The following is a 25,263-nucleotide window of genomic DNA, read 5'->3' on the forward strand; positions in this document are numbered from 1 at the left end:
GCTCAACGCCTCGCTCTGGACATTTCGCCCAGGGATTTGGAAAGCGCGCTGAGCGAGAAGCGTGAAAATAAAATTGGCCACGTCAGCGATAATGAAGGCAAGTCATCGACTCGGATTCGATAGATGTATCGGCGTACAACTTTCCAACAATAGATCTAACGTGAAGGGATCTTGGCAACCGGTATTGCCAATCGCGTAACGCATCTCGTCTTCAATGGGAAGTCATACCTTTCGGGCGCCACGGAGACTGCAGTATTTGAGAAGGCAATCATTCAAGCCGCTGAAGACGGCCCCGACACGGAGGAAGCTCTCATGCAGGGGCATGCGGCATCGATGGAATGCCGCCGTATGCTACGGGTCACTTCGTCAGCCCAAGCGCAGTGGCTTTACTGAAGATCGGGATTCGCGAGCTGCTTAGATTTCGCCACTCAGCCATAGGGACGCCCCGAAGAGCGTCGATCTCTTACGACTGCGGCGCCGTCCGTGCAACGGAGACGCATAGCGACGTATCGAGCTGTAAGCGCAACTCAGTACCGGAGGCCCCCGAAATGACATGGCGGTAAAAGTCATACGATGGGTGCTGAAATCCACAATAGTTACTTTGTCGGGCGGCGCAGGACATACGTGAAACCAAAGTCTTCCGACATTCGGCGGCGCGTTGGTATTTGTGCAATGTTCAAGGATTTGTTGCAGAACCGATGACCGAATCTGGGGAGGAACCCTCGCTTGACAGAAGCCGAGCCAGCTTGTGCAGGGAAAGCCGAATAGGTTTACTATAGAGGACGATAGAAGACCAAATAGCCCCAGTGTTGGACCGCCAAACTTGGCGAGACCGATTTGCAACGTAGGGCAGAAGGACGCGATCCCTAGGTCCGTATAATGACGGCCATGATTGATACCTCCTCCTCTTCCACCCGGTCGCCTGTGGACCCTACAGGCGCGATTTCAGCGCGCGTGCGCATCGAGCGCGAATCGCGAGGCTGGTCAATGGGCGAGCTCGCTGAGCGCGCCGGCGTGTCAAAGGCCATGATCAGCAAGATCGAGCGTGGTGAAGCGAGTCCGACCGCAACAGTCCTAGGTCGGCTTTCCGGAGCCTTTGGCCTGCAGCTCTCGATGTTGCTGGCACTGGCCGAACAGTCTGGCGATCGCCTTTGCCGTGCCGCCGATCAGCCAGTCTGGACCGATCCCGAGACTGGCTATACCCGACGCGCGGTGTCGCCGCGCAATGGTGGCATGCTGGAACTCGTGGAAATCATGCTCCCAGCCAATGTTCGGATTTCTTACCCGTCATCGGCCTTCATCTTCCAGCACCAACAGATCTGGGTACAGCGAGGGACCCTAGTGTTTCAGGAAGGTGAACTGGTACATGAGCTAGAAGTCGGCGACTGTCTGCAACTCGGCCCTCCCGCACCATGCACCTTCATCAATCCTAGCAACGACCCCTGCATCTATCTCGTTGCGTTGGTCAAGCGCTAGGGTAGCCGGTTGAAAGGACGCATGCTTCCACTGCAGCGCTCATCGCAGCTCGGGCATAGCGCCGTGTGTGCACGCCTGCGATCTCCAATGTTTACGCTCGACAACAAGACAGCCGTTCCAATATGAGATCCCAATGCTGGCGCTTGTTGGCAATGAGCGGAAGTGTCAAATGGCGTCGCAAGCCAACGGGCGTAAAGAAGACTTCCGAGGCTTCGGGTCAATGCGCCCAGAACCCCCGTGAAATGCCCCATGGGTACCGGCCGCTCAAGTGGCACGGCCCTCTGAGCCCATCAAGGGATATCGAGGTCGCTGAAATTCCTTCCAGCATCTCGAACTTCAGATCGCTGACCACGCGGTAACTATATTGATCGGGCGTTAAGGAGCGATTCACAAAGGTTTACACATATCCGAGCCGCGCGTTCGAAGGGTTTCCCACGGGGCTGCTGCCGCAGCCCCTGTCAGCGGGAACTGCGGCCCAACGACAGGAAGCCTATGATTCCCAAAAATGGCCCTGGCAAAAGCATCCAGGACGTTTTCATGCCCAGGTCCCCTTGTAACGTGGATACGAGGGTAATGGAAGCCACCGTCAGCGTAAATCCAATCGAGTTCTGAATGGCGAGTGCACCGCCGACCAAGGGCAGAGGGCATGTCCTGGCAGCTAGCGCTGAAAACTGCGGGGAATCCGCGACGACTGCCGCTCCCCAGATCAAGAAAAAGACCAACAGCCAACCCCGTGACAGCGCGTCTGCCGCGAACGGCAAGAGGAAGCAGCACACTCCTGAAATCGCGAGAGCGCTGAGCGCGACGCGGGCACTATCTACCCAACGGGTCAGCACGCCGCCGAACACGCATCCAATGGCGCCAACCCCAATGATGGCGAAGGCCAGCGCTGAGATTCCCTGTGTTTCGAAAAGCGACGGCAGGGACGAGCGTGCAACGAGCATGGGTAGTATTGTCCAGAACGCATAAAGCTCCCACATGTGCCCGAAATAGCCTAACGAAATCGCTCGGAACTGGGGATCGCGAAACGCGTGCAATGGATTGCCCGGATTCGGTCCGCCCGGGCGGCGCATAGGCAAGTGCGGTCCGTTGCCCAAGTAGATAACCATGACTGCCGCAATGCCTGCCAACACCGAAGAGCCAACCATGACGTACTGCCACGGCCATTGTGCCGCCACAATGCGCAAGCCATGCGGCAGCGCGGCCCCTAAGGTCAGCATGCCCACCAGCAATGCAAGCGCTGCCCCTGCTCTATCGGGGGCCCAGCTAATAATCAGCTTCATCCCAATCGGATAGACGCCAGCGAGACATACGCCCACAGCAAACCTAAGTGCGATTGCCGCGGAGAAATCCCCTGACAAACACGAGAACCACGCGTTGAAAGCAGCACCAAGCAGTGCCGAAAGGCAAAAAATTCTGCTCGCGGAGAACCGGTCCGCGAGTCCGAATACGGCGAATACCAGGGTGCCCAGTATGAAGCCGCTCTGAACTGCCGCCGTGAGCATGCCAATGTTTGCAGCCGTCAGACCCCACGTTCTGGCAAGAACGTCGGCCGCGCTGTTGGCGCTGAACCAAAGCGAGGTTCCAAACAATTGCGCGGTGGCTATTGTCAATACAGGGTCGAGACGAAGCCATCCCGACTTCAAAGCAACATTTGAAGATTGAGCCATATTCTGGGAATGCATTCTGCTGCTGGCAGCGGACTTCATTCGCGGAATCAGCCAGCGCAGCACCTTTGATCGGCGAGCGGAAACGACGGAGCATCGCGTATGCGCTACTGTTTCCATGCACCATCCGGGTCAGCACGATGGTCGATGTTGAGCTGCATGAAGACCAGATCCAGCCACTTGCCGAACTTCGTGCCAACCTCCTTCATCAAGCCGACCTGCTCGAAGCCCAGTTTCTCATGCAGACGGATCGAGCTCGCGTTACCTGCTTCGATCGCGCCAACCATGATGTGTTTGCCGAGTTCGCCCGCACGCTCGATAAGAGCTTTCATCAGCGAGCCGGCAATACCCTTGCCACGCTGGTCGTTTCGCACGTACACCGAGTGCTCCACGGTATGGCGGTAGCCATCAAATGCCCGCCAATCCCCAAATGACGCATAGCCGACCACAACGCTAGTTGTGTCCAGCGCCACCAGAACCGGGAAGCCGACCTGGCGCCGTGCGGACAGCCAGTCCAAGCGATTGGCCACATCGACAAGGACTTCATTCCAGATTGCCGTCGTGTTCTCCACAGCATCGTTGTAGATTGCACATACCGCTTCCATGTCTTCCGACGTGGCATCTCGAATCGTTACTTCGATCATCATGTCCCTCTTCAATATGGTCAAAACTCTCCACGCTGCCTGATTGGCGGCGGCATTGGATCCCTATGCGGTGGCCGAAGTCAGGCGCTCGCCTGCTCTTCCAGCAGCCAGATGCCGTGCTGCTCTACAGACATGCATCCACCCACGCGCTCTAGGCAGCCGACTGCCCGAACACACGCGTCTGCCACCTCTTCGCCCTTCTCTATCAAGTGTTTAGCGAAGAGCCTGTGTAAGGGCTCTTCGGCGCGAAAATTGTGCGGCGTCAACACCATTGAAAACACCGGCGTGTCTGTTTCGAATTGCACGCGCATCAGCGCCTCCACGACGGCTTGCGCCACGAACTCATGCCGATAGATACCCCCGTCAACAACGAGCGCACTTCCGATAACCGCCACATAGCCCCCCGCGCCGCAAACCGTTTGGCGAACAACGGAATTTCGAATGGCCCGGGTACTTCGAAGAAGTCTACGGCATTGGTGTCCACGCCGAGTTCTACCATGCGGCGCAGGAATCCCTCGCGTGCATGCTCCAGCAGGGTTTTGTGCCACTCCGTCTGAATGAACGCCACACGGGTCGTGGGGGAAAAAATGTCTGTCTTCATAACAATCTCCTGGCGGAGGGATCGCCTCCGCCCATATCACCCCGGTGTTATTGGGAAAGCGGAGCCGTCAGACCCGGGCGCTCGCTTCGCCGCGTCAGCAAGGTTACGATGATCAATGTCGCGATGTTCAGTACCAGTGCGACAACGCCCGACATTCACGTCCTTCAGAGCATCCGGCAGAAATGGGAAGAGCGAAGCCACCGACTGCTTAGTCAGAGACACCCACGCAACCGTCGCCTCTCCCACGGCAATGCTAGTCATTGCCGCGACCGGCGTCACCGGATTATTCCGTTGCAAACTCATCACAAGGACCGGGAACAATTGGGTGACGAACGCGTAAGCCATCAGCAGGAGTGCGACGATTGTCTTCCCGCCCTGGAGCGCGAAGAAGAGCCCGACTGCCATGATGCACGGTGCCATGCACTTACTCAGCTTTACGATCTCGGCGCTGCTGGCAGACGGGCGCAACGGACGATAGACGTTATTGGCCAGCATGGTTGACGACGTCATCAGAATCATGGACCCCGGCACTAGCGCTGTCAGAACGCCTGCCGCCCCGATGACACCGACAAACCATGGGTCGAAGGTTTGCAGAGAAATCTTCAATAGTGCGAGATCGATGTCGCTTCCTTTGAGCCCGGGAATCTGCAGAACTGCAGTAAATCCGACGAAGAAGATAACAGGAGCATCAACTGATAGATCGGCAGAACGTAGGCATTCTTGCGTAACACGACGTCGCTATTTGCTGTGTAGGTCGCCATGAACATGTGTGGCCACATGTAGAAGCCCAGCGCCGAAAGCAGAACGGTCGAAACCAGCCACACTGGGCTCTCACCGGACTCGCGCAGGGCAAGAAAACCTGGCTTTGCTGCCTCGATGTCCGCAAACATCTGCCCCACGCCGCCGTGGTAGTGGAACGGCAGATAGAGGCCGAGGAACACGGCGACAAACATGACCAGCATGTCCTTGACCACCGACGTCCACGCGGACCCGTGTACGCCGGAGATTGCCACGTACAAGGCCACCACAAAGGCACCGATCCACATGCCGTGGCTGGAGTCGATGGCGCCATACGATGCAACGCTCACGATAATGCCAAGCCCCTTGAACTGCAACACCAGGTATGGCATCAGTGCCACAATGCCGACAACGGCGATCAGGATGCCCAGCGGCCGGCTGTCATATTTCGACGCGAAGAAGTCGGATTGAGAGATCAGGTTCTTCGCTTTGGCATAGCGCCAGATCGGCGGTAACAGCCAGTACGACAGGACAAAGCAAAGGCTTCCATAGCCCAGCATGTAGTAGGCCGGGCCACCGTGGCCATACGCGTATCCACTCGCCCCAAGAAAGACGAACGTCGTGTAGATTTCGCCGGCCATCAACAGGAACACGATTGCCGTGCCGAAACCCCGGCCGCCCACCGCCCATTCCTCCAGGCTCATGTTTTTTCCTCGCCTGGCCAGCAGACCGAGCGCGAGTGCCAGGGCAATGGCCCCAAAAATGAAGATCAGGGCGCTATTCATACATGCTCCTCAGCCGCGGTCCCGCGATCGTCGTGTGCCATACTATCGCGGTGAAAGATGATTGCCATCACAACTGACGTGAGTACGAGATTGAGGGACAGCCAGCCCAGCAGAAAGGGCATACCGAGAATCTGGGGGTAACGCGGTTCAGAAAGAATGGGCCTGTCAGCACGCCTGCGGCGGGTAGCAAGGCTAGTAAATGGATGGGGCGCATCTCCATCTCCTTTGGTGGCAATAAACTTCCTACCCCGCTCAAGTTGGTGACCGACGGTACCAACTTGAACGGACCGGATTGAGCGGGACGTTGTCGTGCTTTTTGGAGTTGGCGAGCTCCTTGATGGATCGCATCTTTCACCATCTCGTCAAGGCAGGCAAGTCGCCGCTCATTTGCGACAGGTCCGATATCGCTGCTCGGCTCCAGCGCATGCCCCACCCGTATTGGCACCGTACCGAGCGAATGCTTCGACAAACTTGTCGTAGTCCTTGCGATGAACGAAGATGCGCGTAGGAGCAACGCATATCTGGCCGGCGTTGTTCAATTTCCCCTTTACGCAGGCGAGGGCTGCCGAGTCGGGATCCACATCATCGCAAACGATGACCGGCGCGTGACCGCCCAACTCCAGAATCGCCGGCTTCATGTGTTGGGCTGTCAGGCCGGCCAGGTGTTTGCCGACAGGCGTGGAGCCAGTAAACGTAACGGCACGGACGACCTGGCTTGCGATCAGGTACGACGAGATCATTCCCGGATCTCCAAATACGAGGTTCAGCACACCATCAGGAAGTTTGGCATCGTGGTAGGCCTGGGCCAACATCACGGCTCCCGCAGGCGTTTCCTCAGCGGCCTTGAGAATGATCGAACATCCGGCAGCGAGTGCACCACGCACCTTGCGTGAGGGAGAACTCATTGGGAAATTCCACGGCGTGAATGCAGCAATCACGCCGATGGGTTCGCGGATCACTGTATGCCGCATGGGCGGCTCTGCGGGGATCACACGTCCGTAGAGCCGCTTGCCTTCGTTCGCATCCCATGTCATCAAGTCACAACCACGCAGCACCTCGGCGCGCGCCTGCGCCAGGGTCTTGCCTTGCTCCAGGGCAATCGCGGTCGCAATGGTCTTCGACTTGTTCGCGAATCAAGGCAATCGCCTTCAGCATAATCTTTTTGGCGCGCCGTGCGTGCGACGTGCGACGTGCGACGTGCGAAGCCAGATCTTCAGACCATCAGCCGCGGCCGATAAGGCATCGTCAAGGTCTGCAGTAGTAGCGCTTGGCACCGTGCCGATGGTGGTTTCGTGCGATGGGTTGATAACGGGCCGACCAGGTGCGCTGCGCCACTTGTCGCCGATCAGCATTCGAATTTCCGGATAGGAAGTCATGTGCATTGCCTGCTGGAGATAAGGGAAAGATCGAAGTCATTCAGTCGCCTGCGATGGGTACCCCCGTGAAACCTGGAGCGCACACGGCGCATCGCGAGGGACGAGCGCGTCCGACACAGGCGCGTAGCGCCCATGTGCGACCTGACGTCTCGGGGTTTTGGAGCTGGACCTAGGCGGCTACGGCGACTTTCACAGCCGGCGCTTCGACACTATGGAAGTTGCGCCCAAAGTAGATCAAGGCGTCGCGGTCATTGCGCGTCCGCACGGCTTTGATCTCGCAGAGAAACATGGTGTGCGTGCCAACGTCCATCATGGATGCGACTTCGCAGTCCAGAGCACTGACGGTGCCGGCAATCACGGGGGCACCGGTCACCAGCAGATCCCATTCCACATCGGCAAAACGCTCCTCGACTGAGACGCTCTTGCTCGAGAACCGGATGGCCGCGTCTTGCTGATCCGCTGCGAGAACATTGACGCAAAGGCAGCCGTTCTCACGCACTACATCGTTGTTCTTGCTTCCACGATTGATACAGACAAGCAGAGTCGGGGGCTCGTCCGTGACGCCGCACACTGCCGATACTGTGCAGCCGGCCAGTCCGCCTTCGCCGTTACTCGTGATGATGTTGACCGCAGCCCCCAGCCCGGCCATGGCTTCTCGGAACGATGTTTTGTCTACCATAATGTTCCCCTTAGCTTGGGCCTCATAGTTTGTGAAGGACGTGCTGCGCGGATTACCGTACAGCGGCGCGTGCCTTGGCTGCGGCATGGGTAGCCGGCAGGCGCGCATGACCGAACAGCTTTTCGCGATACGTACCCTCGCGATAGGCGGTCTTGTATACGCCGCGCCCCTGCAGGATCGGTACCAGCAGATCGATGACGTCGTCGAGGCATTCCGGAGCCACCGTGCGCGACAGGTTGAAGCCTGCTACACCGGTTTCGGTGGCCCACTCGACCATCAGGTCTGCGATCTGTTCGGCAGAACCGACCCACGGTGCCTGGCGGCTGCCCAGCGGCATCTGTTCGAGCAGCTTGCGCAACGTCCATTGCGCCCCTGCGCTACGAGTCACGGCTTCCACGTTGGAAACGATCGCCTGGCTCTTGGTTACATCGATGGGCTCGTCGAGGTCGTGGCGCGAAAAATCGATGCCAAGCGAACTGGCTGCGTGTGCGAGTGCGCCTTCCGAACTGGCATATCGCTTGTATTCCTCGTACTTCTCCTGCGCTTCCTTTTCGGTGCGACCAATGATCACCGTCGCTCCCAGGAATGCCTTGACATCGTCCGCGCTGCGGCCAAAGGCCACAGCCTTCGCGCGGATGTCGTCGACGATAGATTTGACGCCCTCCTTCTTCTGGCCATTCACGAAGACACATTCGGCGTGCGTCGCTGCAAACTGCCTGCCGCGCGTCGAGGAGCCCGCCTGGTAGAGCACCGGTGTCCGTTGCGGCGACGGAGCGCACAGGTGCATTGCGTTCACCTTGTATTGACGACCGTGATGGTGGATCACGCGGACCTTTGACGGGTCCGCATAGATGTCTTTGGCCTTGTCGTTGATGACCGCGTCGTCGTCCCAGCTTCCTTCCCAGAGCTTGTACACCAACTCCAGGTACTCGTCGGCCAGGTCGTAACGGCCATCGTGTGCTACCTGCCCGTCGAGGCCTATGGCTCGCGCCGCGCTGTCCAGATAACCAGTCACGATGTTCCAACCGATGCGCCCACCTGTCAGATGGTCAAGCGTCGACATGCGGCGAGCAAACAGGAATGGCTGCTCGTACGTGAGGTTGGCCGTTACGCCGAACCCGAGATTGCGGGTGACCGCGGCCATTGCCGGAATCACCAACATCGGGTCGTTCACCGGCACCTGTACGGCATTTCGAACAGCCGCGTCCGGGTTACCACCAAACACGTCATAGACGCCAACAACATCGGCGAAGAAGATGCCATCGAACAGCCCACGCTCGAGTTTTTTCGCGTAGTCCACCCAGTATTGCACTTCGCTGTACCGGCTCGATTCATCGCGGGGATGGGTCCACAGTCCCTGCTGGATATGACCCACGCAGTTCATGTCAAATGCGTTCAGGCGGATTTCACGACTCATTTTTACTCCTAGTTGTCGAGAGAGGGTCCGAAGGAAGCTACCCATCCATTCTGTTTACTATAGTCGACAGATGAACACGAAAGAAGACCTTTTGGGTTGAGGTAAACCCCTAGATGGCTTGTGTAACCCTCGGTTCTAGCTTTGCGCGCAATGACGAGATTAGCTAGGTAGGCATATACCGTTTTGGTGCAAATGGTCACGAAGAATGCCGGATTTCTTTTGCTAGCCCCGGTGTGTGTCAAGGTAGTTGTCGCGTCCGCCGTTATGCTGCTTTCCGGTGCTCGCTAGCTTCCTGCTCAGTTCGTTCGGGGTTCAAGAAGACCACTGGATCCAGCTTCCAATTGCGGATCCCTCGCGACCAGCGCTGCGGATGTCGGGCGCGAGCTGCCTGATATAGCATCGTGCGTCGCGCCAGTAGGGGCGGCGCTTCGCCGCTGTGCCGCTGGTGCGTGACGTACTTCAGGCCACTGTGGCGATGCTCCTCGTTGTACCAGCACACAAACCGGCACACCCAATCGCGCGCCTGCTGCAGCGTGTCGAACGGCCGATCCGGCCACAGCGGGCAGTATTCGGCTGTGCGGAACAGCGCTTCCGCGCAAGCGTTGTCATTGCTCACACGTGGACGACTGTATGAGGGCTGCACGCCCAGGTAACCCATCATCGCCAGCATCGTCCCTCCTTTCATGACGCTGCCGTTGTCCGAATGCAGCACCAGCACCAGCGGCCGGCCGGCGGTCCTCTCGCGCAAACAGCCCAGCGACAGCAGTTCGCTGGCATGGTTGGCCGATTCGCTCTCGTGCACCTCGTTGACTACCAGCTTGCGGCTGTAGATGTCCTGGATCATGTACCAGTAGAAGAACCGACCTTTCACCGTCGTGGGCATCCACGTGATATCCCAGCACCACACCTGGTTGGGGCCACGCGAGGGCCTGGCGCGCGCCGCTCTTTACCGCTTCATCGATCAACGCAATGGCTTCGCGCGATCCGAGACGTTGATCAGTCCTCCTCGTCCCTTCCCCAGATCGCCTCGGCTTCTTTTCTTAGCATCAGCAGCGCTGCAGTTTCCGCCAGCGCGGCGTCCGGGGCACATTCAGCACCACTCGGTTCGAACAACGGAAGATCGCGCACGCGCCGCCCCGCGGTCTCATGGACCTGCCGGCACTTCAAGCCGCATTCCTCGCAGTACATGACCTCGTTAACCGGCTTCAGGTACAGCGCCAGCGTACGGCTTTCCCCTTCAGGCCAAACTTACCCGAACCAGCATCCTGCCCCTCATGTACCCTCTTAACGGCCATTAGGATACGGCATGTGGCAATTCAGCCCCCCGGAATTCTTCGAAGAACCCAAAGAAAAGCGCCCGACGAGACGTCGGGCGCTATAAGGGACGCATTGTCGGAGGATACATACAACCGACTCGGGTGCACCAAACTAGGCGCAACCCCGATGAACATACTAATCGCAGCCCACAAAAAGTATTATCAGATCTTCTCGAATTTCCCCTAAGGATTTTCTGATATGTCACGAGCCCGCAAGTCAACAATATGAGTGCGAACCTATCTAGTCCATCCAGCTCTACTTGTCACAGGTGGAAACACATACCAGGCACCGTCGCAGTGCCGGAAGAACATGATCGACAGCGTACCAGTAGCGCGGTTGCACTCCACACAAACAAAACGGCTGCGGCAGTCTCGCAGGCGGCCCGTACCGATAACGCGGGGCGGGTCCCCTACGGACGGTGCAAGCCATTTGTCAACCATTGAACGTAACGACTTCTCTGCTCCCATGCTTCCTCCATTGACGGATAGTTGATGGAAATCTCGAACGCATTCTGTGCTTTCGTAACGCCACTACAGGCGAGAGCACGATCCAACCGCCGACCTTTGGAGCGATGAATTGCCCCAGGTTCGTCCGATTGCATTTAACGGACGTCCCTAATATCCACGACGACATACTCCGACCGACATTTCCCACATGAATTAGGCAGCACACTGAGATCCATCGTGACAAACGGCAAAATTTCCGAGTTAACCTATTGATGCATCCCATGGATTGAACGCATGACCTCAAGAGGCAAACGGGCACACAACCGTTTCCTAGTTCGGCGTTTGCAGAGAAATCACTCCGCGAAATCCACCCCATTGCGCCACATGCGTTAACCTAGACATAAGGTCGCGCGTTAGCCGCGCCGCACTTTGCCATGATTTCTGTATAACCCGGGCAGCTACCGGTCGGACTATTCATTTTCGAACTGCCAGCCCCAATAGAGACACATCAAGCCGATCAATATGAGAGCACCTCCGCCGGCCATGGGCGAGAATCGCGGACAGGAAAAACGCCCGACGTGAACCCCAGCCGCACCAAGCGAAGCGTTGGTGGGAAAAAAAACGATTTGGAGTGAATTGTGCGATCTCAATTAGCATAATATCCGCTACCCGCAGCCACAGGCATCAGAACTTATCGAATTTTAAGTAAGGATTTCCTTATATTCCATCCACTACAAGATGAAAATATTATCGATATTACGGTAATTTCCCAGGCAACCGAGCCGGCGGATCCCAGCTAAGGTCATTCACTCCCTCTAGTGGCGAGCACACCTAAACAACAGATGTGCATCAGGCGCCCAGTTGTTTGAGACGGAATCACGCATCAGATGGGTCCGGTGACTCGTGACACTGGATTAACAGCCCGGCATATCCGCGCCACGGACACGAGGGACAACTTTATCGCTGGTATGGTCTGATGGTGGATACTACGGATCGAAGCAGTCTCCGGGCACAATTCGTTGTCCCAAGGAAAATTTCATCGCTTTTGCGGACCGCGACTCAGCGTGATACTGACCGTCTCGTCAAGCATTGATGATCGATGTCCCCATACACTCGCCGACCTCATCTTCAACGGACTGTAAGGAAAACCAAGTACCAAGCATCGCGCGCCTCAATCTGTACCTGTACAGGTACTGCCGTCTTCAAAATCAACTCGACCGCCGCGAGAAGTTCACCCATACTGGCAACGCATACTACGTTGGACAAGCGAGGTCGTATCACTCACCCGACTGCTGCTAGTAAGACCCAAGACCTAAAGATACCGATGGTTGGCACTAACGCAGCCTTGCGCTCGAGCGATAAAACAAAGCGCTACCGGGGCATTACGATACAACCCCTCTAGCTGATGCAGTCGCTGAAAGGCAATCGATGCCAGGGATAACCTGTCCTCCGCAGCAGCTCTCCGAATCGGCGCCCAGAAGCAACGCTGCGTCGGGTGGAGATACTCCCCCTCCGAATAGCCGTCCCTGTCCAAAGTTACAACCAAGTCCCCTCAGGAATATCGGCTTGCATTTGATTCTCCACCCCTTTCGCTACTACATCGACTCCGAGGCTTTTTCCCCACGCCGGCAATGGACGATACGAGTGAGGTTCCCTCTGTTTTCGCGTTCCATAGGTCACGGGTTATGCAGCCGTATCTTTCGCCGGCTGAGCAGTGAGCCAGTCCTGCAGGAGCTGGGCCTGCGATTACGTAGCCGAGCGACGAATGACGACCACTGCGGTTATAGAACACTTCGATGTATTCGAACAAGTCCGCAGCGGCCTCACGCTGCATCCGGTACCGCGTGGAATGAACTCGTTCGTTCTTCAAACGCTGGAATTCCTGGCTCGCGTACTGGCTGCCACGGTACCCGTGATACAGCGCGCCGGGAGCAGGCCTGCGGCGGAACCACGCCAACGCCAACGCATCCGTCACAAGGTTCGCCGCCATGGGCGGCTTGATGGACCAGCCTACGACTTCCCGATTGAACAGATCCAGCACGACCGCCAGATACAGCCATCCCTCTTCGGTCCAGATGTAGTGATGTCCGAGCTGAACACCTGGTTCGGCGCGGCCGGTGGCCGTGCAAACCTGTCCACCTCCAATACCTTCAGAAATAGCCACAGCTTCGCGATGCAGGTACACCCCCAGTCCAGCGTCGAGGCCGAACATCAATGGTCTCCACTCAGCGCTTCGATCATTGCCTTTACGAGCCCAACGTCTCGCTCGCTGCATTCGAACTCGAGCGATTCACCGTTGGACAGCTTTACGCTCACATAGCGCCAGCGGTTGCGCTTGCTGCGGTGTCGGGATAGCCAGTCGTTGAGGCCGCTTTGTGGCAAGGCACCACAAGTGTCTGGATTGAACGGGAGTCCATAACCCGCTGGACAACCGGCACGAATGTCTACAACGGACCTTGCGGCTACGCTGAATCTCGGTACTCCCGAGTCCATTTGCGCAACTGGTTAGCGTTGATGCGGGCCCTTGAGCGCGGTGCCAGAAACTGATGCTCCCAATTAAAGACTAAACTCAATTAGACGCCGCTTGGCCGCTGCCTCGTAGTCACGGGTCCCATTGGACCGCCCCCCTGCAGCGGAATTGGTCCATCTCCTCTTGGATCATGTTGCGTTCGCAATATCTTTGCGGACGAAAGCCTGCCAACGTTCAAGCCTCAATACCAGATGTCGTCAATTGAGCGTTTACAAAATCTCTGACAGCGAGCGTGGCGGGTCTCGTTTTTCTACCGCGACCAGCATGCGGAAATCTTTTCGTGTAGTTCTTATGCCAAGAACCCTGCGCCTTGATTTCCATTCCTTGTGTTGTCCGCATTCTCAACTGGCGCGCGTGGGCACGAATCGGTGCAAATCAACAGGGAATAGGTTGCCGTACTTTAGAGCCTCATGAATGAACGGTGTTGGGACAGCGCTTACAGAAGCCTCAGCTTCCGGCGGATGATCCAGCCGCTGCTTTTACGCAAGCGTATAGGGCCAAGTCGATCCTGATGGCTGACAGCTCTTGATTCCTATTCCGGACAAGCGGCGCAAGAGTTACGTGCTAAGCTAAGCAACGGTGGCCGCCTTGCCCCCCTTGTAGACCCGCCCAGCAGCGTATGACGACCTCTTGAAGCCAACACAGGGCGAGCCCTGAGTTTTAGCTTAGCGCAAGCGCTGACCCGAGCATCGCCGAGCAGTCGGACCTGATGACACCGCGCGTCGCAATACTAACGAGACGGCGGCGCGGCGAAAATCAGTAACCTTTGATGAATATCAATTCCTTTTTAACCTCGCCCGGTAATACTTGGCAACGCCGATTTTTCTTGATACTTTCCCGACATATATTTAACTTTTCGTGTGCTTTGTAATAACGAGAAGGATGCATTATGAGAAATTTCGCGTTGCTCATCTTTTCTTTTCTAATCGGGGGCTGCGCCACCGTTCCGAGCCTGCGCGTTTTCAGTGCGCCCGAACATGCCTGTAACAACGACCCCGCGCTATGTCGGATGGTAGTGACGGCGGAGCAGGTTTGCGCTCTGGGCGAGAACAACATGGATTCGCGCAAGCCGGATTCGATCGTAATGCGCTTCGACCTGACCGCGGACCCGGCGATGGACAATGCCGTGTCGTCGTGGTACCGGGGTACGGACAACTTCACTTATAAAACCGCATACGACATGACCCAAGCCCGGGGGCCGCTGGGCAGCCAGGGGCCGCTAGGAGCTTTTGGACCACTCAGTTATATCGGACCATTGAGGCTGCGCGGACAAAGCACCCAACCAACCGCTCCTGACAAATCCTACTACAACAACTGGTGCCCTGTACCCGACTCCGAAGATGACGACAAGTGCGTCTATGGTTCACATGGTCCCTTGGGTTCATCTTATTCCGCTGGCTTAGGTTGTCCCCTAGGATTTGGTTGCTCCATAGACTTAGATTTTCCGGCAGATGTGCGAGCACCACTAAACCCTACGGGATACTTCAAGGATATGTATCATCTTCAGGAAAAGAACACTTGGTGGGGCAACTATACGCACAACCTGGATTCGGCCGGCGTCTGGGGCATTCAAGGGCCACTCGGGCCCACGGGGGCACTCGGCGCCCTCGGGCCCTTGGGGCCGCTTGGCATCTCGGTACAAGCCGGCATGACCACGACCTCTGACGGCGTGTACAAAGTAGGTTCTGAAACCGTCCGGCAAACTCAGCCAGTGCGCTACAGCCATGACGCCACCGTCTTCAGGACATACGAGCTGTTCGAGATGTATTCCAAATCGTATGCGCAGACTATGGGCACCAGCTGTCCCGTCTGCGAAGTTAATGACACCTCTTTTGGCGTTGACTCGAGCAAACAGGGGGTGGCGGTCAGCGGGGACGAGTATCTTTTTACCGCCAACCACGACCAGTTCGTGTCGATCAACGTTGTGCCGATCAACGCCTTTAACGATTATGGTCTGGAGCTTTACCTGTTCAAGGACGGGGGCGAAAACTATACCTTGCTGGCAAGCTCGAAGTCAAACGGGGGTATCAATTTATCATTCTGGTGGCCATACTGGAAGATTGGCGATGGCCTGATGGACTTTATCGTGATGCGCGTCAAACCGGGGGAAATGTTCAGGATCAGGGTTATTCAGCAGCAATTGCAGGAGCCATCTTTCCCTGGTTACTATTTGTTCACGACCGGTTCCGGGCTGGCCGAGACAACCAACGGCTTGACCAACATGAACCCGGATATCTGGGGTCCAAGACTCCAACAGGATGGGACCAAGCGCTTCAACATCAGCGGCGCACATCAGCAGTGGGAGGCGTGGGAAGGTGTGGGAGAAGGCCGTTGAAGGAATGACAGCAACCAGATCCCGCTGACGTCGCCAAATCCTTTCGCCGCCCGAGGAAAGGCGTAAAAACAGAAATCGTGAGACTGCATTGCGCTGACATGAAGGTCGGCGCGCGTTCCGCCATCGCCGGATCCGACAAAGCTACCAAGCCTGTCAGACATTTTTGTGTTTAGGGCATATCATGCCACGCAAAACTAAGACGAGCCAAGCCGCAGACCGTGAGCCCCCGACCATCTCCGATGACCTGATTGCCCATTCGTCAAGGGTCCGATGACCGCCGAGGCGGTGCAGGACGCCTCCTCGGCGTTCAGGACGGCCCTGATCGATCGGGCCCCTCGGCGCCGAGCTCGGTCATCACCTGGGCTACCCAGCTGGTGCCGAGCGCCGGTGCATCTCGGCCAAGCAGCGCAAGGCAAGGGCGCCAAGACGGTTCTGACCGAAGATGGCCACTGCGGGTCGACATCCCACGCGACCGCGGACGCCAGCTTCGCTTCGCTCCGATCCTGATCCCCAAGCACGAGCGGCACTTCACCGGGTTCGACAACAAGATCATCGCCATATACGTCCGGGGCATGACAGTGCGCTAGATCCAGACGTTGCTGGCCGAGCAGTACGGCACCGAGGTCTCGCCCTAGTTCATCAACTCGGTGACCGATGCGGCCATGAAGGCATGTACCCGGTGGTGTTCTTCGACGCGCTGCGGGTAATGTCCGCACCGTTCGATGAGATGGGCGGCAAGCACAGCGTGAATCTCGTTCTTGAGCCGCGTCCGCTGCCGCACGGTGGCCTTAAGGGCATGAAACAGGCCTTGAATGCGGTGTTTCCGAATACGACGCTGCAGACCTGCATCGTGCATCTGGATCCGGAACAGCCTGGAGTACGCCGGCTGGAAGGAGCGCCGGGCCGTAGCAGCGGCTCAAGCCTGTGTACACCGCACCCACCGTCGAAGCCGCGCCCTTCGAGCAAGGGAAATGGGGTATGGACTATCCTCCGATCGCCGCGTCGTTGCGTCGCGCCTGAGATCAGGAGATCCCGTTCTTTACGTTCCCGTCGGCGATCCGCCGGATCATCTACACAACAAACGAAAGTATCCAACGCAGCGCAGTTGCGCAAGATCGTCAAGACACTGGGCCACTTCCCCAGCCATAACGCGGCCACCAAGCTGCTATGGCTGGCCCTGCGCAACATCATCAGGAAGTGCGGCAGTTCAACGCACGACTGGAAGGCTGCCATGAACCAGTCTGCGATCCTCTACGAAGAACGCTTCACTCATACGCATCGTTGAGATAATGCCGGCTCACCGGTCAAGCTGACGGTGAGCCTTTAACTGCCCTGCACATAAAACGACTGCCAGCCCCGAAGATCTCCCCTATCCGGTTCTCGGACAGACGATGGTGCGCCCGGAACGTGGATTGCTCACTTGACACCGCCCCGCTATGGGGGTCAAACATCGCCCATCGGAGAACCATAATATGGCGCTGGGACACCACGGCTCATCAAAAGTCATTCAGATTCAACCACTAGTGAACGCCGTGTCCCCTCATCTGAATATGCGAACTGCGCAGAGCAAAGATGCTGACACCCTTCAGGGATTCCCAAAGATTGAGCAGAAGACAGCACTAAACACGTCGAACGGTATGCACGCATGTTCCGACGGGGCGGCAGCATTTGCCACCACCCCGATTAGCATAGCTATCACCACACCGTTACACAGTACCCACTTCATTTTGGACATTATCGCTCCTTTCCGAAAAGTTACCAGGTTTTAAGTCCTGCGACGCACTGCACAGTCGGCAGGCAAGCATGGACCGCACGCTCTGTGCGCGACTTGTGTCCAAGCATCTACCAGGCCATGTGGGCCTCAACCGCTCTCCGCCCCAAAGGGCACAGGCAATAACGCATTAGCGGGAAATTGCATCGCGCACCTGCGTCAGCTATCCAACAATGAACGTTTGATTTCTTTCACTCTGACAACATCGAAGCGCTCAAGGCCCCGCTGCTGGAGCGCGATGCCCGCATCGGGCATCTGCAGTACATGGTCGAACCGCAGAAGGCAGCGACGGCAACGGACAAGGCGGAGATCGAGCATCTCAAGTTGCTGATTGCAAAGCTGCGCCGCATGCAGTTCAGCCGTCGCTCGGAGGAGCCGGACCGCCAGATTGAACAGCTCGAACTGCGCCTGGAAGAACTCAGGGCCGACGAAGGTTGCGCCAACGCTTTGTGACCGAATCGGCCAGCATCCCAACGGCACGCCCCTCTCGCAGTATGGCTGGATTGAAGCCGGCGCCACGGTCAGCGAGACTTACCGGGTCGCATCGAGATTGCCCGCAAGGCCCAGGGTGTGGCGCTCTGTGACGCACCGGGCGGACCAAAGCCTCTGCGCCTGCTATTTCTCCAGAGACCACGCCTTTTGCAGCATATTGCCGACATGCTCGACGGCAGCTATCCGCGGTACGCCCGGACCCGCGCAAGGCTCGCGGAACGGCGCAACCGATATGGCCGGGCACGGTACTGACCCCCGCCTGCTGGCAGTGTCCGCCTCAGTGAGGCGGCAGGGGTGTGGGTGATGCCAAATCCAGTATATAACAGCGAGCATGGAACAAATGGACTCACTCTGGCTCACGAATCCCACCTTGGCCTACCGAGACTGGCAAGCGCGGGAGGCCACCGGCGTGGATCGCCGGCCATTCTCGGCGCGCTCGATTGTCCAGCACCAGGCGATGTTCGAGCACTTTCGCAGGCACCTGTTGGCGCGCGGCGCCAGCATCCTCTCGTTCGGCGCCGATGATATCGACGCGTTCTGGCAAACGACCGATGCGCGGTCCTACGCCCAGGCTACCCGGGTGCGGTACGTCAAGCTGCTGGACCGCCTGTGCCGGCATCTGGTCTTCTCCGGTGTCCGACACGACAACCCGGCGGCCGCGCTGCTTGCTGCCGAGCGATGGCCCGATCGCGAGCCGACGCCGCAGTACCTGGACGCGGCCCAGGATGCGCGCCTGCAGGCCTTCCTGCAGGCGCCTGGCGTGGATCTAGCCAGTCAGCGCGGCCGCGCGATCGTAGCAATCTTCCTGGCCACCGGCATCACAGCGTCAGAAGCCCGTGCCGCACGACTGGTAGATCTGCAACTCGACGCGAGCCCGCCCTATCTGTTCGTGCCGGCGCATGGACCTCGGGAGGCCCGCACCGTGCACCTGCAGGAATTCGCCGTGCCGCTCCTGCGCGTCTGGCTCGCCCGGCGTACGACACAGCCCATCGACAGCGACCTGCTTTTCACACTGACGCCGGAAGGCCGACCCATCACGGATATGAGCTTTGGGCGGATCGTGTCCGCTGCGCTGGAAGCAATCGGATTTGCTGGCGCTGAGCCGAGCCCGCGCACGCTGCGCAATACGTTCTGCCGGCGCCTGCTGCTCGCAGGCCTGCCGCGCGAGATCGTCAGTCGCATGCTGGGGCTGGCCAGCCACCGCACGTGCGACCGCATTGCGGCAACCATAGAATCCGAAGACGGAGACCAACCATGACCATCCCGCTGGAAGCCGCTAAAGCCATCTATAGGCACGCAGTCGACCCCAGAGCCAGCGACGGCGAAGGGGAGGCGTGGTGGGTGCCGTCGCTGACGAGGCAAATCAGGTCGTCAGCGCCAAGGACGCCGCCACGGCAGCGGCCGTTATTGCCTGGTGGCATCACGATTGGAGCCAGGTGGCAGACAGCCCAAGGGCCCCTCGTTAGACAGGGGCACGCCCCAATGGGGGCTGTGCCCCCATGGGTTGGTAGAAAAAACGATTAGAGTTCGACGAGATGCGCCACGAAGCTGCAGTCCTCCTGCGACCCGGCAATGCGCTGCCCTTCCGGGCAAGTCGCAAAGTCCGCGACATGGGCCTCGATTTCGTCGGCGATCTGGCGAAGCCGGTGCGTCGCCACGGCCGGACCATGGGCACCGCGGAATTCCGGCGCCTGAAGCGAAATGCTAACGAGCATTTCCATTCGCACTCCCGGATATGGCCAGTTGCGGGCACTGCTTGCGCAATGCCTTCTGGTTGGTGTCGATATACGTGCGCACGCCGTCCATCATGATGGCCAACTGGTGGTTCAAACAGGCCGCGTCCTTTGACACCTCGACCTCTTTCGCAGACTCGAAGGCCGCCAGTACCTTCTCCCGCGCAACATCAGCGCCCATCCAGGCCATCACGCGGATAAACGTGTGCACCTTCTTGCCGCGCGGTAGCAACTTGGCGGCTTCGGCCGCCGGAATCATGATCTTTTCCATCGTCTGCTGAATTCCAAAAGAAATGCCCTCCGAAGAGGGCGATGCATGGGGCGGTACCGCTCAGAGCCAGGCCGAACGGACGAGATTCATGACGCTGCGTGTCCTGCGAAGCTTGCGCACATGGGAGGCAAGCCACAGCATCGAGATCAGGGTAATCGCAAGACCACATCCAAGCAACTGCGGTCGCAGAAGACCGCTATCCGAAGCGGTGACGACAAAGAAGAGCGCGACGAACAACACGGCAACGATCGCGAGGACCGCACCGCCAGACGCGCGAGACTGAACAACCATGGCAAGACTCCTGTTGAACGGAAGCCTTGCCCATAGGGACAAGGCCCCTATGGGTGAAGAAAAAGCTGTGCCGGCAGAGCCGGCAAGGTCGATGCGTCAAAGACGCGGTAAGCACGGCAATTCTAGCGCCCAAACTCCCGCGCTTCAAAAGAAAAATGCCCGCCCCCTTTTCGGGGAGCGGGCATAGGCAAAGATGGAACGTGGGCGCGACTACTGGGCAGCCAGCGCAACGACATCGATGACACCATCTGCGTCGTCGACGAGGTCTGGCGTCTGGGAAATGAAGAACTCGCGCTCGTAACCCCCGACCCGCAGCACTTCGCGCTTCATCTTCATGAAGGCGCGCTTACGCTCCGGATCCAGCGGCCCGTCTGCCTCGTCGGTGAAAAGCGTCTGGAAGGCATGCTGCGCGTGCTGCGCCCGGTAAAGCGCAATACCCCGGGTCAGGCATTCGTTGATCCACACCTTCTGCCCTCCACTGATCACGCCAAACTCCTTCGAGCTGTCGTTCTCAGCGTCGAGCACGGCGATGGAGAACCCCTCCCTGGCTTCGCCGCTGGCAAGCAGCGTCTGCGTCTGGATCGCGATGGTGAATCGCGGTCCGTAGCAGGCGAGCAGCAGATCGTTGACGATGCGGGTAATGGCTGGTCCGGCGTCATCGATCGACAGCGCGATCACGCCGTCGTTGCCAAGGCCCTTGCCGAGGAGCTTCCACAGCGCAATCTCGTCGGACAGGCGTTGAACCTGCGCTTCAAGATTGGGCAGACCAGCGAGCTCGCGCTCGATGCGGTCGCGATCGGTGGCCAGGGCACTCTGACGACGGATCAGTGTTTCGATCCTGCCGTCGGCTGCACTCACCGCCTCGCGAACACCCACGATGCGCCGATCCAAGTCAGCGATCAAGGCCGTCACGTCCGTGATAGCCAACGCATCCACCTCCCGCTGCACTGCGGCGAGTTGGGATTCAACATCCTGGATATCCCGGGCATGCCGGCTGCTCCGTTCAGTCTCCTCCCTCGTCACCGCGGCCAGATCGCAGCGGGCCTTCTCAAGAGCGGCCGTAGCACTGTCAAGCAAAGGGCGCTGAGCCGCCAGAGCGGTCAGGCGCTGCAGTTCCTGGTTGTCCCGCGTGATATCGCGCTGCAGCACCGCCACCGCTTCCCGTGCCGCCGGCAACCGCTGCAAGCTGACCTCCATCGGCTTCAGGGCTTCCTGCTTCTCCCTGTAGCTGGTGCGCAGCTTTGTCACGACGACGGCCTGTTCCTCGTACTGTCCCTTGGCCTCGCGGGCCTGGGCCAGCAACGGGCATTGGCTGTGCATCGCATGGCCGGTGCAAGGAACCGTATCCATAACATCGGTCTGGGCCTTGAGCGTTCGCGCCAGCTTCGCTGCCACCGAGCCTCGCTGTTCCATCTCGCGAAGCTCTGCTGCCAGTGTCGCATGCCGCGTCGCCACGGCTTCGACCTCGGCAAGCTCCCGCTGCCTGTCGGCAAGCTGTGCGTAGCGCTGGCCAAGGTCCAGCTGGACCGTATCACGTCGTGCAGCCGCTGCGGTGATCGCCTCGGATTGGGAAAGGGTTGCCTCACTGGCGGTGGCGGCCTGCTCAAGTTCCCGCCGGCGCGCGGCAGCCTTGGCCGCCGCCGCACGATCATCCGCAGCCAGCTGCTGGCTACGTGCCCCGAGTTCCCGCTTGCGCTGATGCAACTCGCGCAACCGGGCCTCGGTACCGGCTGAGGCTGCCTGCTTGGCCGCCAGCGTGGCACGCTCCTGCTCCAGCTTACTGCCGCAGCTCAACTGCTCCGCGCGCAGCGCCCGGGCCGATTCGAGAGCCTGGTCAAGCTCGCGAACCTCAGCAGTCATCGACACTGCGGTGTCGCGCTTGCCGGACAGCACAAGCACGTCCCGCTGCAGGGTATCGAGCGACCGGCTCAACGCCTTCGCCACATCGCCCGCCTTCGCCGACAACTCGCGCAGGTGATCGATGCCGAGCAACTCCGCTAGCAACCGCTTGATCTCGGTCGGCTGGTAGCTCGCCAAAGGACGTCGGTTCTGTGGAGAAAAGACGCTGGTGAAGAAGGCTTCGGCGGAGCCGAGCACCGAGTCAAGGCACCGGCCGTAGGTGTCGGCCTTGCCGTCGGATACGGTTCCGTCTGGCAGCTGCACGGGATTCCAGGCGCCGACGGCATCCTTCTCGAACAAGTAGTACTCCGCCTTACGGCTCTTGCCCGGGTTGCGGAATGCAAACGCCGACCGATAGACCTTGCCACCATGCTCCCACTCTAGATCCTTCTCAGCGCGGGGGGCGCAAAGGTGGTCCCAGTACGAGAATGCATCGGCCGACATCTTGCTGGCATGGCTTGGCATGATGGGATAGGGATGCAGGTTGTCCATGATCGTCGTCTTGCCGGCGCCGTTCGGGCCAACAATCGCGATCAGGCCGCCAGGCAGATCCGTCAGATCCACCGTCACGCTATCGCGATGCATGCCATCGCGGATGCCGTGAAAGCCCGCAAGGGTCAGTTTGAGTGGGCGCATTCGGCCACCTCCGCACCAGTAAAGGAATGCAGGTAGTCGGCCGGCACTTCCATCGCTTCGCCCTCGAACACGGGCAGCTCAGGAACTTCCGGCATGTCCTGCTCCGGCTGGCCAGCAATGGCGCGTTCGACAGAACGCACCGCGGCAGAGAACTGGCTTGCGGCCATCTCGAGCAGCGCCTTCCAGTCATCCAGGCCGGTAATGGCCTTCAGCTCCAGGGCGCTCCACTGCCCGGCAAAGCCGTTCGAGAACGACCAGATCAGGTCCTGCATCTCCTTGGACGGTGCAACGGAAAACCAGGTGTTTCCACCATCGGTGGCAATCGCCATCACGAGCATGTGTCCGCGCTTGGCGATCACCGCTCCGCGATCGCGGCCAAAGGGCTCGTACAGCATGCACTGCGTGAAGCCGTGCTGGTCACACAGGCGTTTCGCCAGTTCGGTGCGTGCCAGGGCAGCCTCGGCGACATGGACCCACGAAGGGCCAGCGTGGTAAAGAATCATCTTGCACTCCAGTGTGGGCGGAGCGCGCCCCTGACGGGTAGCACCCGCCAGGGTAAGAAGGAATTGGATACTGCTGGGTCGATGCGTCAATGACGCGGGTGAAACCGGGTTTCGACAGCCCATGCGGCTGTCGGAACATGGCTTGCGCATGCTCTAAGGGTTAGGCGGGTTGCCCCGCGAACAGGTCATCGGTAAGCCAATCCGTGCTGGGCGGCTCGGGCGACGGCGCCTGGGCGACCGGCGTCAGGCTGTCAGGCTCGCCGCGGTCGACAACGACAGGGGTCTCGAGGACGCCTTGCGTTGCCTCGGCCGGGACAGCCCGCAGCTGCGCCAGCACGCCGTCTGCGATCGCTTGCGCATCGAGCGTCTCCAGCATAGCCAGGCGGTCTGCCAACGGGCCCGTATCAATGCCGGTGAGCTCACCCCACCGGGCCAGCTTACCGGGCAGGCTCGCGGCGCGGCTGATGCCTTCGGCACGGCTGCGCACTGCCGGCAGTACCCGCGCCTCGACCTTGAGCTGAGCGCTTCGGGCAAAGAGTGCCTGGATAGCATCGCGGTCGACCAGCTGGCGATGCTCTTCGTTGACGGTCCAACGAACCCGCACGAACTTGTCAGCAGCTTGCGCAGCAACTTCGGCAAGCTTGGCCATGTCCGGCGGGCCGTCGAAGTCCACGCACAGCGTCTCGCGTGCCGGCGTGGCCACCAACGACGCGCTGGCGCGGCCCGGAGAGACCTGCCATTGCAGATAGCCCTTCTCACCGATCTCGCCATAGTGGAATCGCCCGATGGAGCCAGGATACGCCACTACCCTGCCCTCCCGCGCCCATTGCTGGGCACGGTGGATATGGCCGAGCATAAAAGCATCACATTCGGCGTCGAACAGCGCGCCGATGGTGAACTCGTGGTCAAAGCCGGCCATCGGCACGCCGTGCTCCGTCTGGCAGCCATTGACCGTGCCGTGCGACACACCGACCGTCGGCACGCCATGGGAGCGCCACTGTCGATTGACGGCGCCCGCGGCGGCCAGGTAGTCAGCCAGATAGTCACCAACCGCCGTCGCCGCACCGGCAACGCCCACCGCTGCAGCCAGGACCGCCTTGTTGACGGTCGGCACGCAGGTGAACACCACGGCCGGCTTGCCATACTGCACCATGACCGCTTCAATCTCAGCGCCGTTAAAGACCGGGCCTTCCGACGGTACGAATTGGCCTGCGCAGAGCGCGACTTGATGAATGCGATCGGCAACATAGACCGGATGCTGCGCCCCAATCAGGCGGAACAGATCCAGCGTGCCTTGCGGTTCATGGCTGAATGTGCCCTGGAGCATCAAGACCGGCATATGGGCCGAGAGATGATGGATCCGCCGCGCGAGAGCCGAGAGGGCCGGCGTATGCGCGTCCAGGCGGTGATCGGTAGAGTCTCCCGACACCACCCCCACCTGACAGCGCGATGCAATCGCATCGTCGACCGCAAAGCCGAAGCAGCGGTCCGCCTCGGCCAGGTGGCTGGGCGAGTAATGCAGATCTGAGAAGTGTCCCAGACGCAGGCAATCGCCTTCGTTGAGCATGCTACCTCCTGAGAGAATTGGCTGTGCCGGCAAGGCCTCAGCGCGTGGAAAAGAAAAAGGACGCCACAAGGGCGTCCGTAAGGTGAGCC

14 protein-coding genes and 7 pseudogenes are annotated in these 25,263 nt (G+C 59.2%); 5 read left to right on the forward strand and 16 right to left on the reverse strand.

Annotation, left to right across the window (positions count from 1 at the left end):
* Nucleotides 1–888: 888 nt before the first annotated feature.
* Nucleotides 889–1,476 carry a helix-turn-helix domain-containing protein gene (locus VSR71_RS28015; RefSeq protein ID WP_115684035.1) on the forward strand — a complete coding sequence of 196 codons (588 nt, stop codon included), beginning with the start codon at nucleotides 889–891 and terminating at the stop codon, nucleotides 1,474–1,476.
* 458 nt (nucleotides 1,477–1,934) lie between these two features.
* Here the strand turns inward: VSR71_RS28015 and VSR71_RS28020 are convergent, their stop codons facing one another.
* The 10 genes and pseudogenes from VSR71_RS28020 to VSR71_RS28075 form a co-directional block, all read right to left on the reverse strand.
* Nucleotides 1,935–3,146, reverse strand: coding sequence for an MFS transporter (locus VSR71_RS28020; RefSeq protein ID WP_231942371.1), 1,212 nt, complete (start codon nucleotides 3,144–3,146; stop codon nucleotides 1,935–1,937).
* 104 nt (nucleotides 3,147–3,250) lie between these two features.
* A complete protein-coding gene (locus VSR71_RS28025; protein WP_269462462.1) occupies nucleotides 3,251–3,790 on the reverse strand; it encodes a GNAT family N-acetyltransferase in 540 nt (179 codons plus the stop codon).
* 77 nt (nucleotides 3,791–3,867) lie between these two features.
* Nucleotides 3,868–4,388 (reverse strand): annotated as a pseudogene (locus VSR71_RS35355) (6,7-dimethyl-8-ribityllumazine synthase).
* 47 nt (nucleotides 4,389–4,435) lie between these two features.
* Nucleotides 4,436–5,911, reverse strand: a pseudogene (locus tag VSR71_RS28040) (sodium:solute symporter family protein).
* A 383-nt stretch (nucleotides 5,912–6,294) separates the two neighbouring features.
* A pseudogene (locus VSR71_RS28050) lies at nucleotides 6,295–7,293 on the reverse strand (aldehyde dehydrogenase family protein).
* A gap of 163 nt (nucleotides 7,294–7,456) precedes the next feature.
* Nucleotides 7,457–7,966, reverse strand: coding sequence for a flavin reductase (locus VSR71_RS28055; RefSeq protein WP_115683918.1), 510 nt, complete (start codon nucleotides 7,964–7,966; stop codon nucleotides 7,457–7,459).
* A 52-nt stretch (nucleotides 7,967–8,018) separates the two neighbouring features.
* The gene (locus tag VSR71_RS28060) at nucleotides 8,019–9,383 is read right to left on the reverse strand and encodes an LLM class flavin-dependent oxidoreductase (protein ID WP_115683919.1); all 1,365 of its coding nucleotides are present in this window, start codon (nucleotides 9,381–9,383) and stop codon (nucleotides 8,019–8,021) included.
* Between the two features lie 262 nt (nucleotides 9,384–9,645).
* The gene (locus VSR71_RS28065) at nucleotides 9,646–10,290 is read right to left on the reverse strand and encodes an integrase core domain-containing protein (RefSeq protein ID WP_116335516.1); all 645 of its coding nucleotides are present in this window, start codon (nucleotides 10,288–10,290) and stop codon (nucleotides 9,646–9,648) included.
* Between the two features lie 160 nt (nucleotides 10,291–10,450).
* Nucleotides 10,451–10,628: pseudogene (locus tag VSR71_RS28070) on the reverse strand (transposase family protein); the annotation flags it as partial.
* Between the two features lie 2,201 nt (nucleotides 10,629–12,829).
* Nucleotides 12,830–13,264, reverse strand: a pseudogene (locus tag VSR71_RS28075) (DDE-type integrase/transposase/recombinase); the annotation flags it as partial.
* Nucleotides 13,265–14,730: 1,466 nt separating this feature from the next.
* Here VSR71_RS28075 and VSR71_RS28080 point away from each other — a divergent pair.
* The 4 genes and pseudogenes from VSR71_RS28080 to VSR71_RS28095 all read left to right on the forward strand — a co-directional run bounded on the left by VSR71_RS28080 (nucleotide 14,731) and on the right by VSR71_RS28095 (nucleotide 19,532).
* The gene (locus VSR71_RS28080; protein ID WP_147298470.1) at nucleotides 14,731–16,011 is read left to right on the forward strand and encodes a hypothetical protein; all 1,281 of its coding nucleotides are present in this window, start codon (nucleotides 14,731–14,733) and stop codon (nucleotides 16,009–16,011) included.
* 181 nt (nucleotides 16,012–16,192) lie between these two features.
* Nucleotides 16,193–17,296, forward strand: a pseudogene (locus VSR71_RS28085) (transposase).
* Nucleotides 17,297–17,986: 690 nt separating this feature from the next.
* Nucleotides 17,987–18,223: pseudogene (locus VSR71_RS28090) on the forward strand (IS66 family transposase); the annotation flags it as partial.
* Nucleotides 18,224–18,605: 382 nt separating this feature from the next.
* Nucleotides 18,606–19,532, forward strand: a complete 927-nt coding sequence (locus VSR71_RS28095; RefSeq protein ID WP_373424425.1) for a tyrosine-type recombinase/integrase — start codon at nucleotides 18,606–18,608, stop codon at nucleotides 19,530–19,532.
* A gap of 262 nt (nucleotides 19,533–19,794) precedes the next feature.
* On the opposite strand, the gene VSR71_RS28100 is transcribed toward VSR71_RS28095, so the two are convergent.
* The 6 genes from VSR71_RS28100 to VSR71_RS28125 all read right to left on the reverse strand — a co-directional run bounded on the left by VSR71_RS28100 (nucleotide 19,795) and on the right by VSR71_RS28125 (nucleotide 25,174).
* Nucleotides 19,795–19,995, reverse strand: coding sequence for a cell division protein ZapA (locus tag VSR71_RS28100; protein WP_115683924.1), 201 nt, complete (start codon nucleotides 19,993–19,995; stop codon nucleotides 19,795–19,797).
* Nucleotides 19,979–20,278: a hypothetical protein gene (locus VSR71_RS28105; protein WP_115683925.1), complete on the reverse strand. Its 300-nt coding sequence runs from the start codon at nucleotides 20,276–20,278 to the stop codon at nucleotides 19,979–19,981. The genes VSR71_RS28100 and VSR71_RS28105 overlap by 17 nt, the downstream gene beginning before the upstream one ends.
* Before the next feature lie 60 nt (nucleotides 20,279–20,338).
* Nucleotides 20,339–20,569 carry a hypothetical protein gene (locus VSR71_RS28110; RefSeq protein ID WP_115683926.1) on the reverse strand — a complete coding sequence of 77 codons (231 nt, stop codon included), beginning with the start codon at nucleotides 20,567–20,569 and terminating at the stop codon, nucleotides 20,339–20,341.
* Between the two features lie 210 nt (nucleotides 20,570–20,779).
* Complete coding sequence (locus tag VSR71_RS28115) at nucleotides 20,780–23,104, reverse strand: AAA family ATPase (protein WP_115683927.1); 2,325 nt, start codon at nucleotides 23,102–23,104, stop codon at nucleotides 20,780–20,782.
* The gene (locus VSR71_RS28120) at nucleotides 23,086–23,607 is read right to left on the reverse strand and encodes a hypothetical protein (RefSeq protein ID WP_115683928.1); all 522 of its coding nucleotides are present in this window, start codon (nucleotides 23,605–23,607) and stop codon (nucleotides 23,086–23,088) included. The genes VSR71_RS28115 and VSR71_RS28120 overlap by 19 nt, the downstream gene beginning before the upstream one ends.
* Nucleotides 23,608–23,767: 160 nt before the next feature.
* Nucleotides 23,768–25,174, reverse strand: coding sequence for a metallophosphoesterase family protein (locus VSR71_RS28125; RefSeq protein WP_115683929.1), 1,407 nt, complete (start codon nucleotides 25,172–25,174; stop codon nucleotides 23,768–23,770).
* Between the last annotated feature and the right edge of the window lie 89 nt (nucleotides 25,175–25,263).

It is taken from the genome of Cupriavidus oxalaticus, from assembly GCF_038900635.1.
Taxonomy (GTDB): Bacteria; Pseudomonadota; Gammaproteobacteria; order Burkholderiales; family Burkholderiaceae; genus Cupriavidus; species Cupriavidus oxalaticus_B.

Coding starts and splice junctions, on each gene's coding strand:
- VSR71_RS28015 (WP_115684035.1), top strand. CDS start 889: ATGATTGATACCTCCTCCTCTTCCACCCGGTCGCCTGTGGACCCTACA.
- VSR71_RS28020 (WP_231942371.1), bottom strand. CDS start 3,146: ATGGCTCAATCTTCAAATGTTGCTTTGAAGTCGGGATGGCTTCGTCTC.
- VSR71_RS28025 (WP_269462462.1), bottom strand. CDS start 3,790: ATGATGATCGAAGTAACGATTCGAGATGCCACGTCGGAAGACATGGAA.
- VSR71_RS28055 (WP_115683918.1), bottom strand. CDS start 7,966: ATGGTAGACAAAACATCGTTCCGAGAAGCCATGGCCGGGCTGGGGGCT.
- VSR71_RS28060 (WP_115683919.1), bottom strand. CDS start 9,383: ATGAGTCGTGAAATCCGCCTGAACGCATTTGACATGAACTGCGTGGGT.
- VSR71_RS28080 (WP_147298470.1), top strand. CDS start 14,731: ATGGATTCGCGCAAGCCGGATTCGATCGTAATGCGCTTCGACCTGACC.
- VSR71_RS28095 (WP_373424425.1), top strand. CDS start 18,606: ATGGAACAAATGGACTCACTCTGGCTCACGAATCCCACCTTGGCCTAC.
- VSR71_RS28100 (WP_115683924.1), bottom strand. CDS start 19,995: ATGGAAATGCTCGTTAGCATTTCGCTTCAGGCGCCGGAATTCCGCGGT.
- VSR71_RS28105 (WP_115683925.1), bottom strand. CDS start 20,278: ATGGAAAAGATCATGATTCCGGCGGCCGAAGCCGCCAAGTTGCTACCG.
- VSR71_RS28110 (WP_115683926.1), bottom strand. CDS start 20,569: ATGGTTGTTCAGTCTCGCGCGTCTGGCGGTGCGGTCCTCGCGATCGTT.
- VSR71_RS28115 (WP_115683927.1), bottom strand. CDS start 23,104: ATGCGCCCACTCAAACTGACCCTTGCGGGCTTTCACGGCATCCGCGAT.
- VSR71_RS28120 (WP_115683928.1), bottom strand. CDS start 23,607: ATGATTCTTTACCACGCTGGCCCTTCGTGGGTCCATGTCGCCGAGGCT.
- VSR71_RS28125 (WP_115683929.1), bottom strand. CDS start 25,174: ATGCTCAACGAAGGCGATTGCCTGCGTCTGGGACACTTCTCAGATCTG.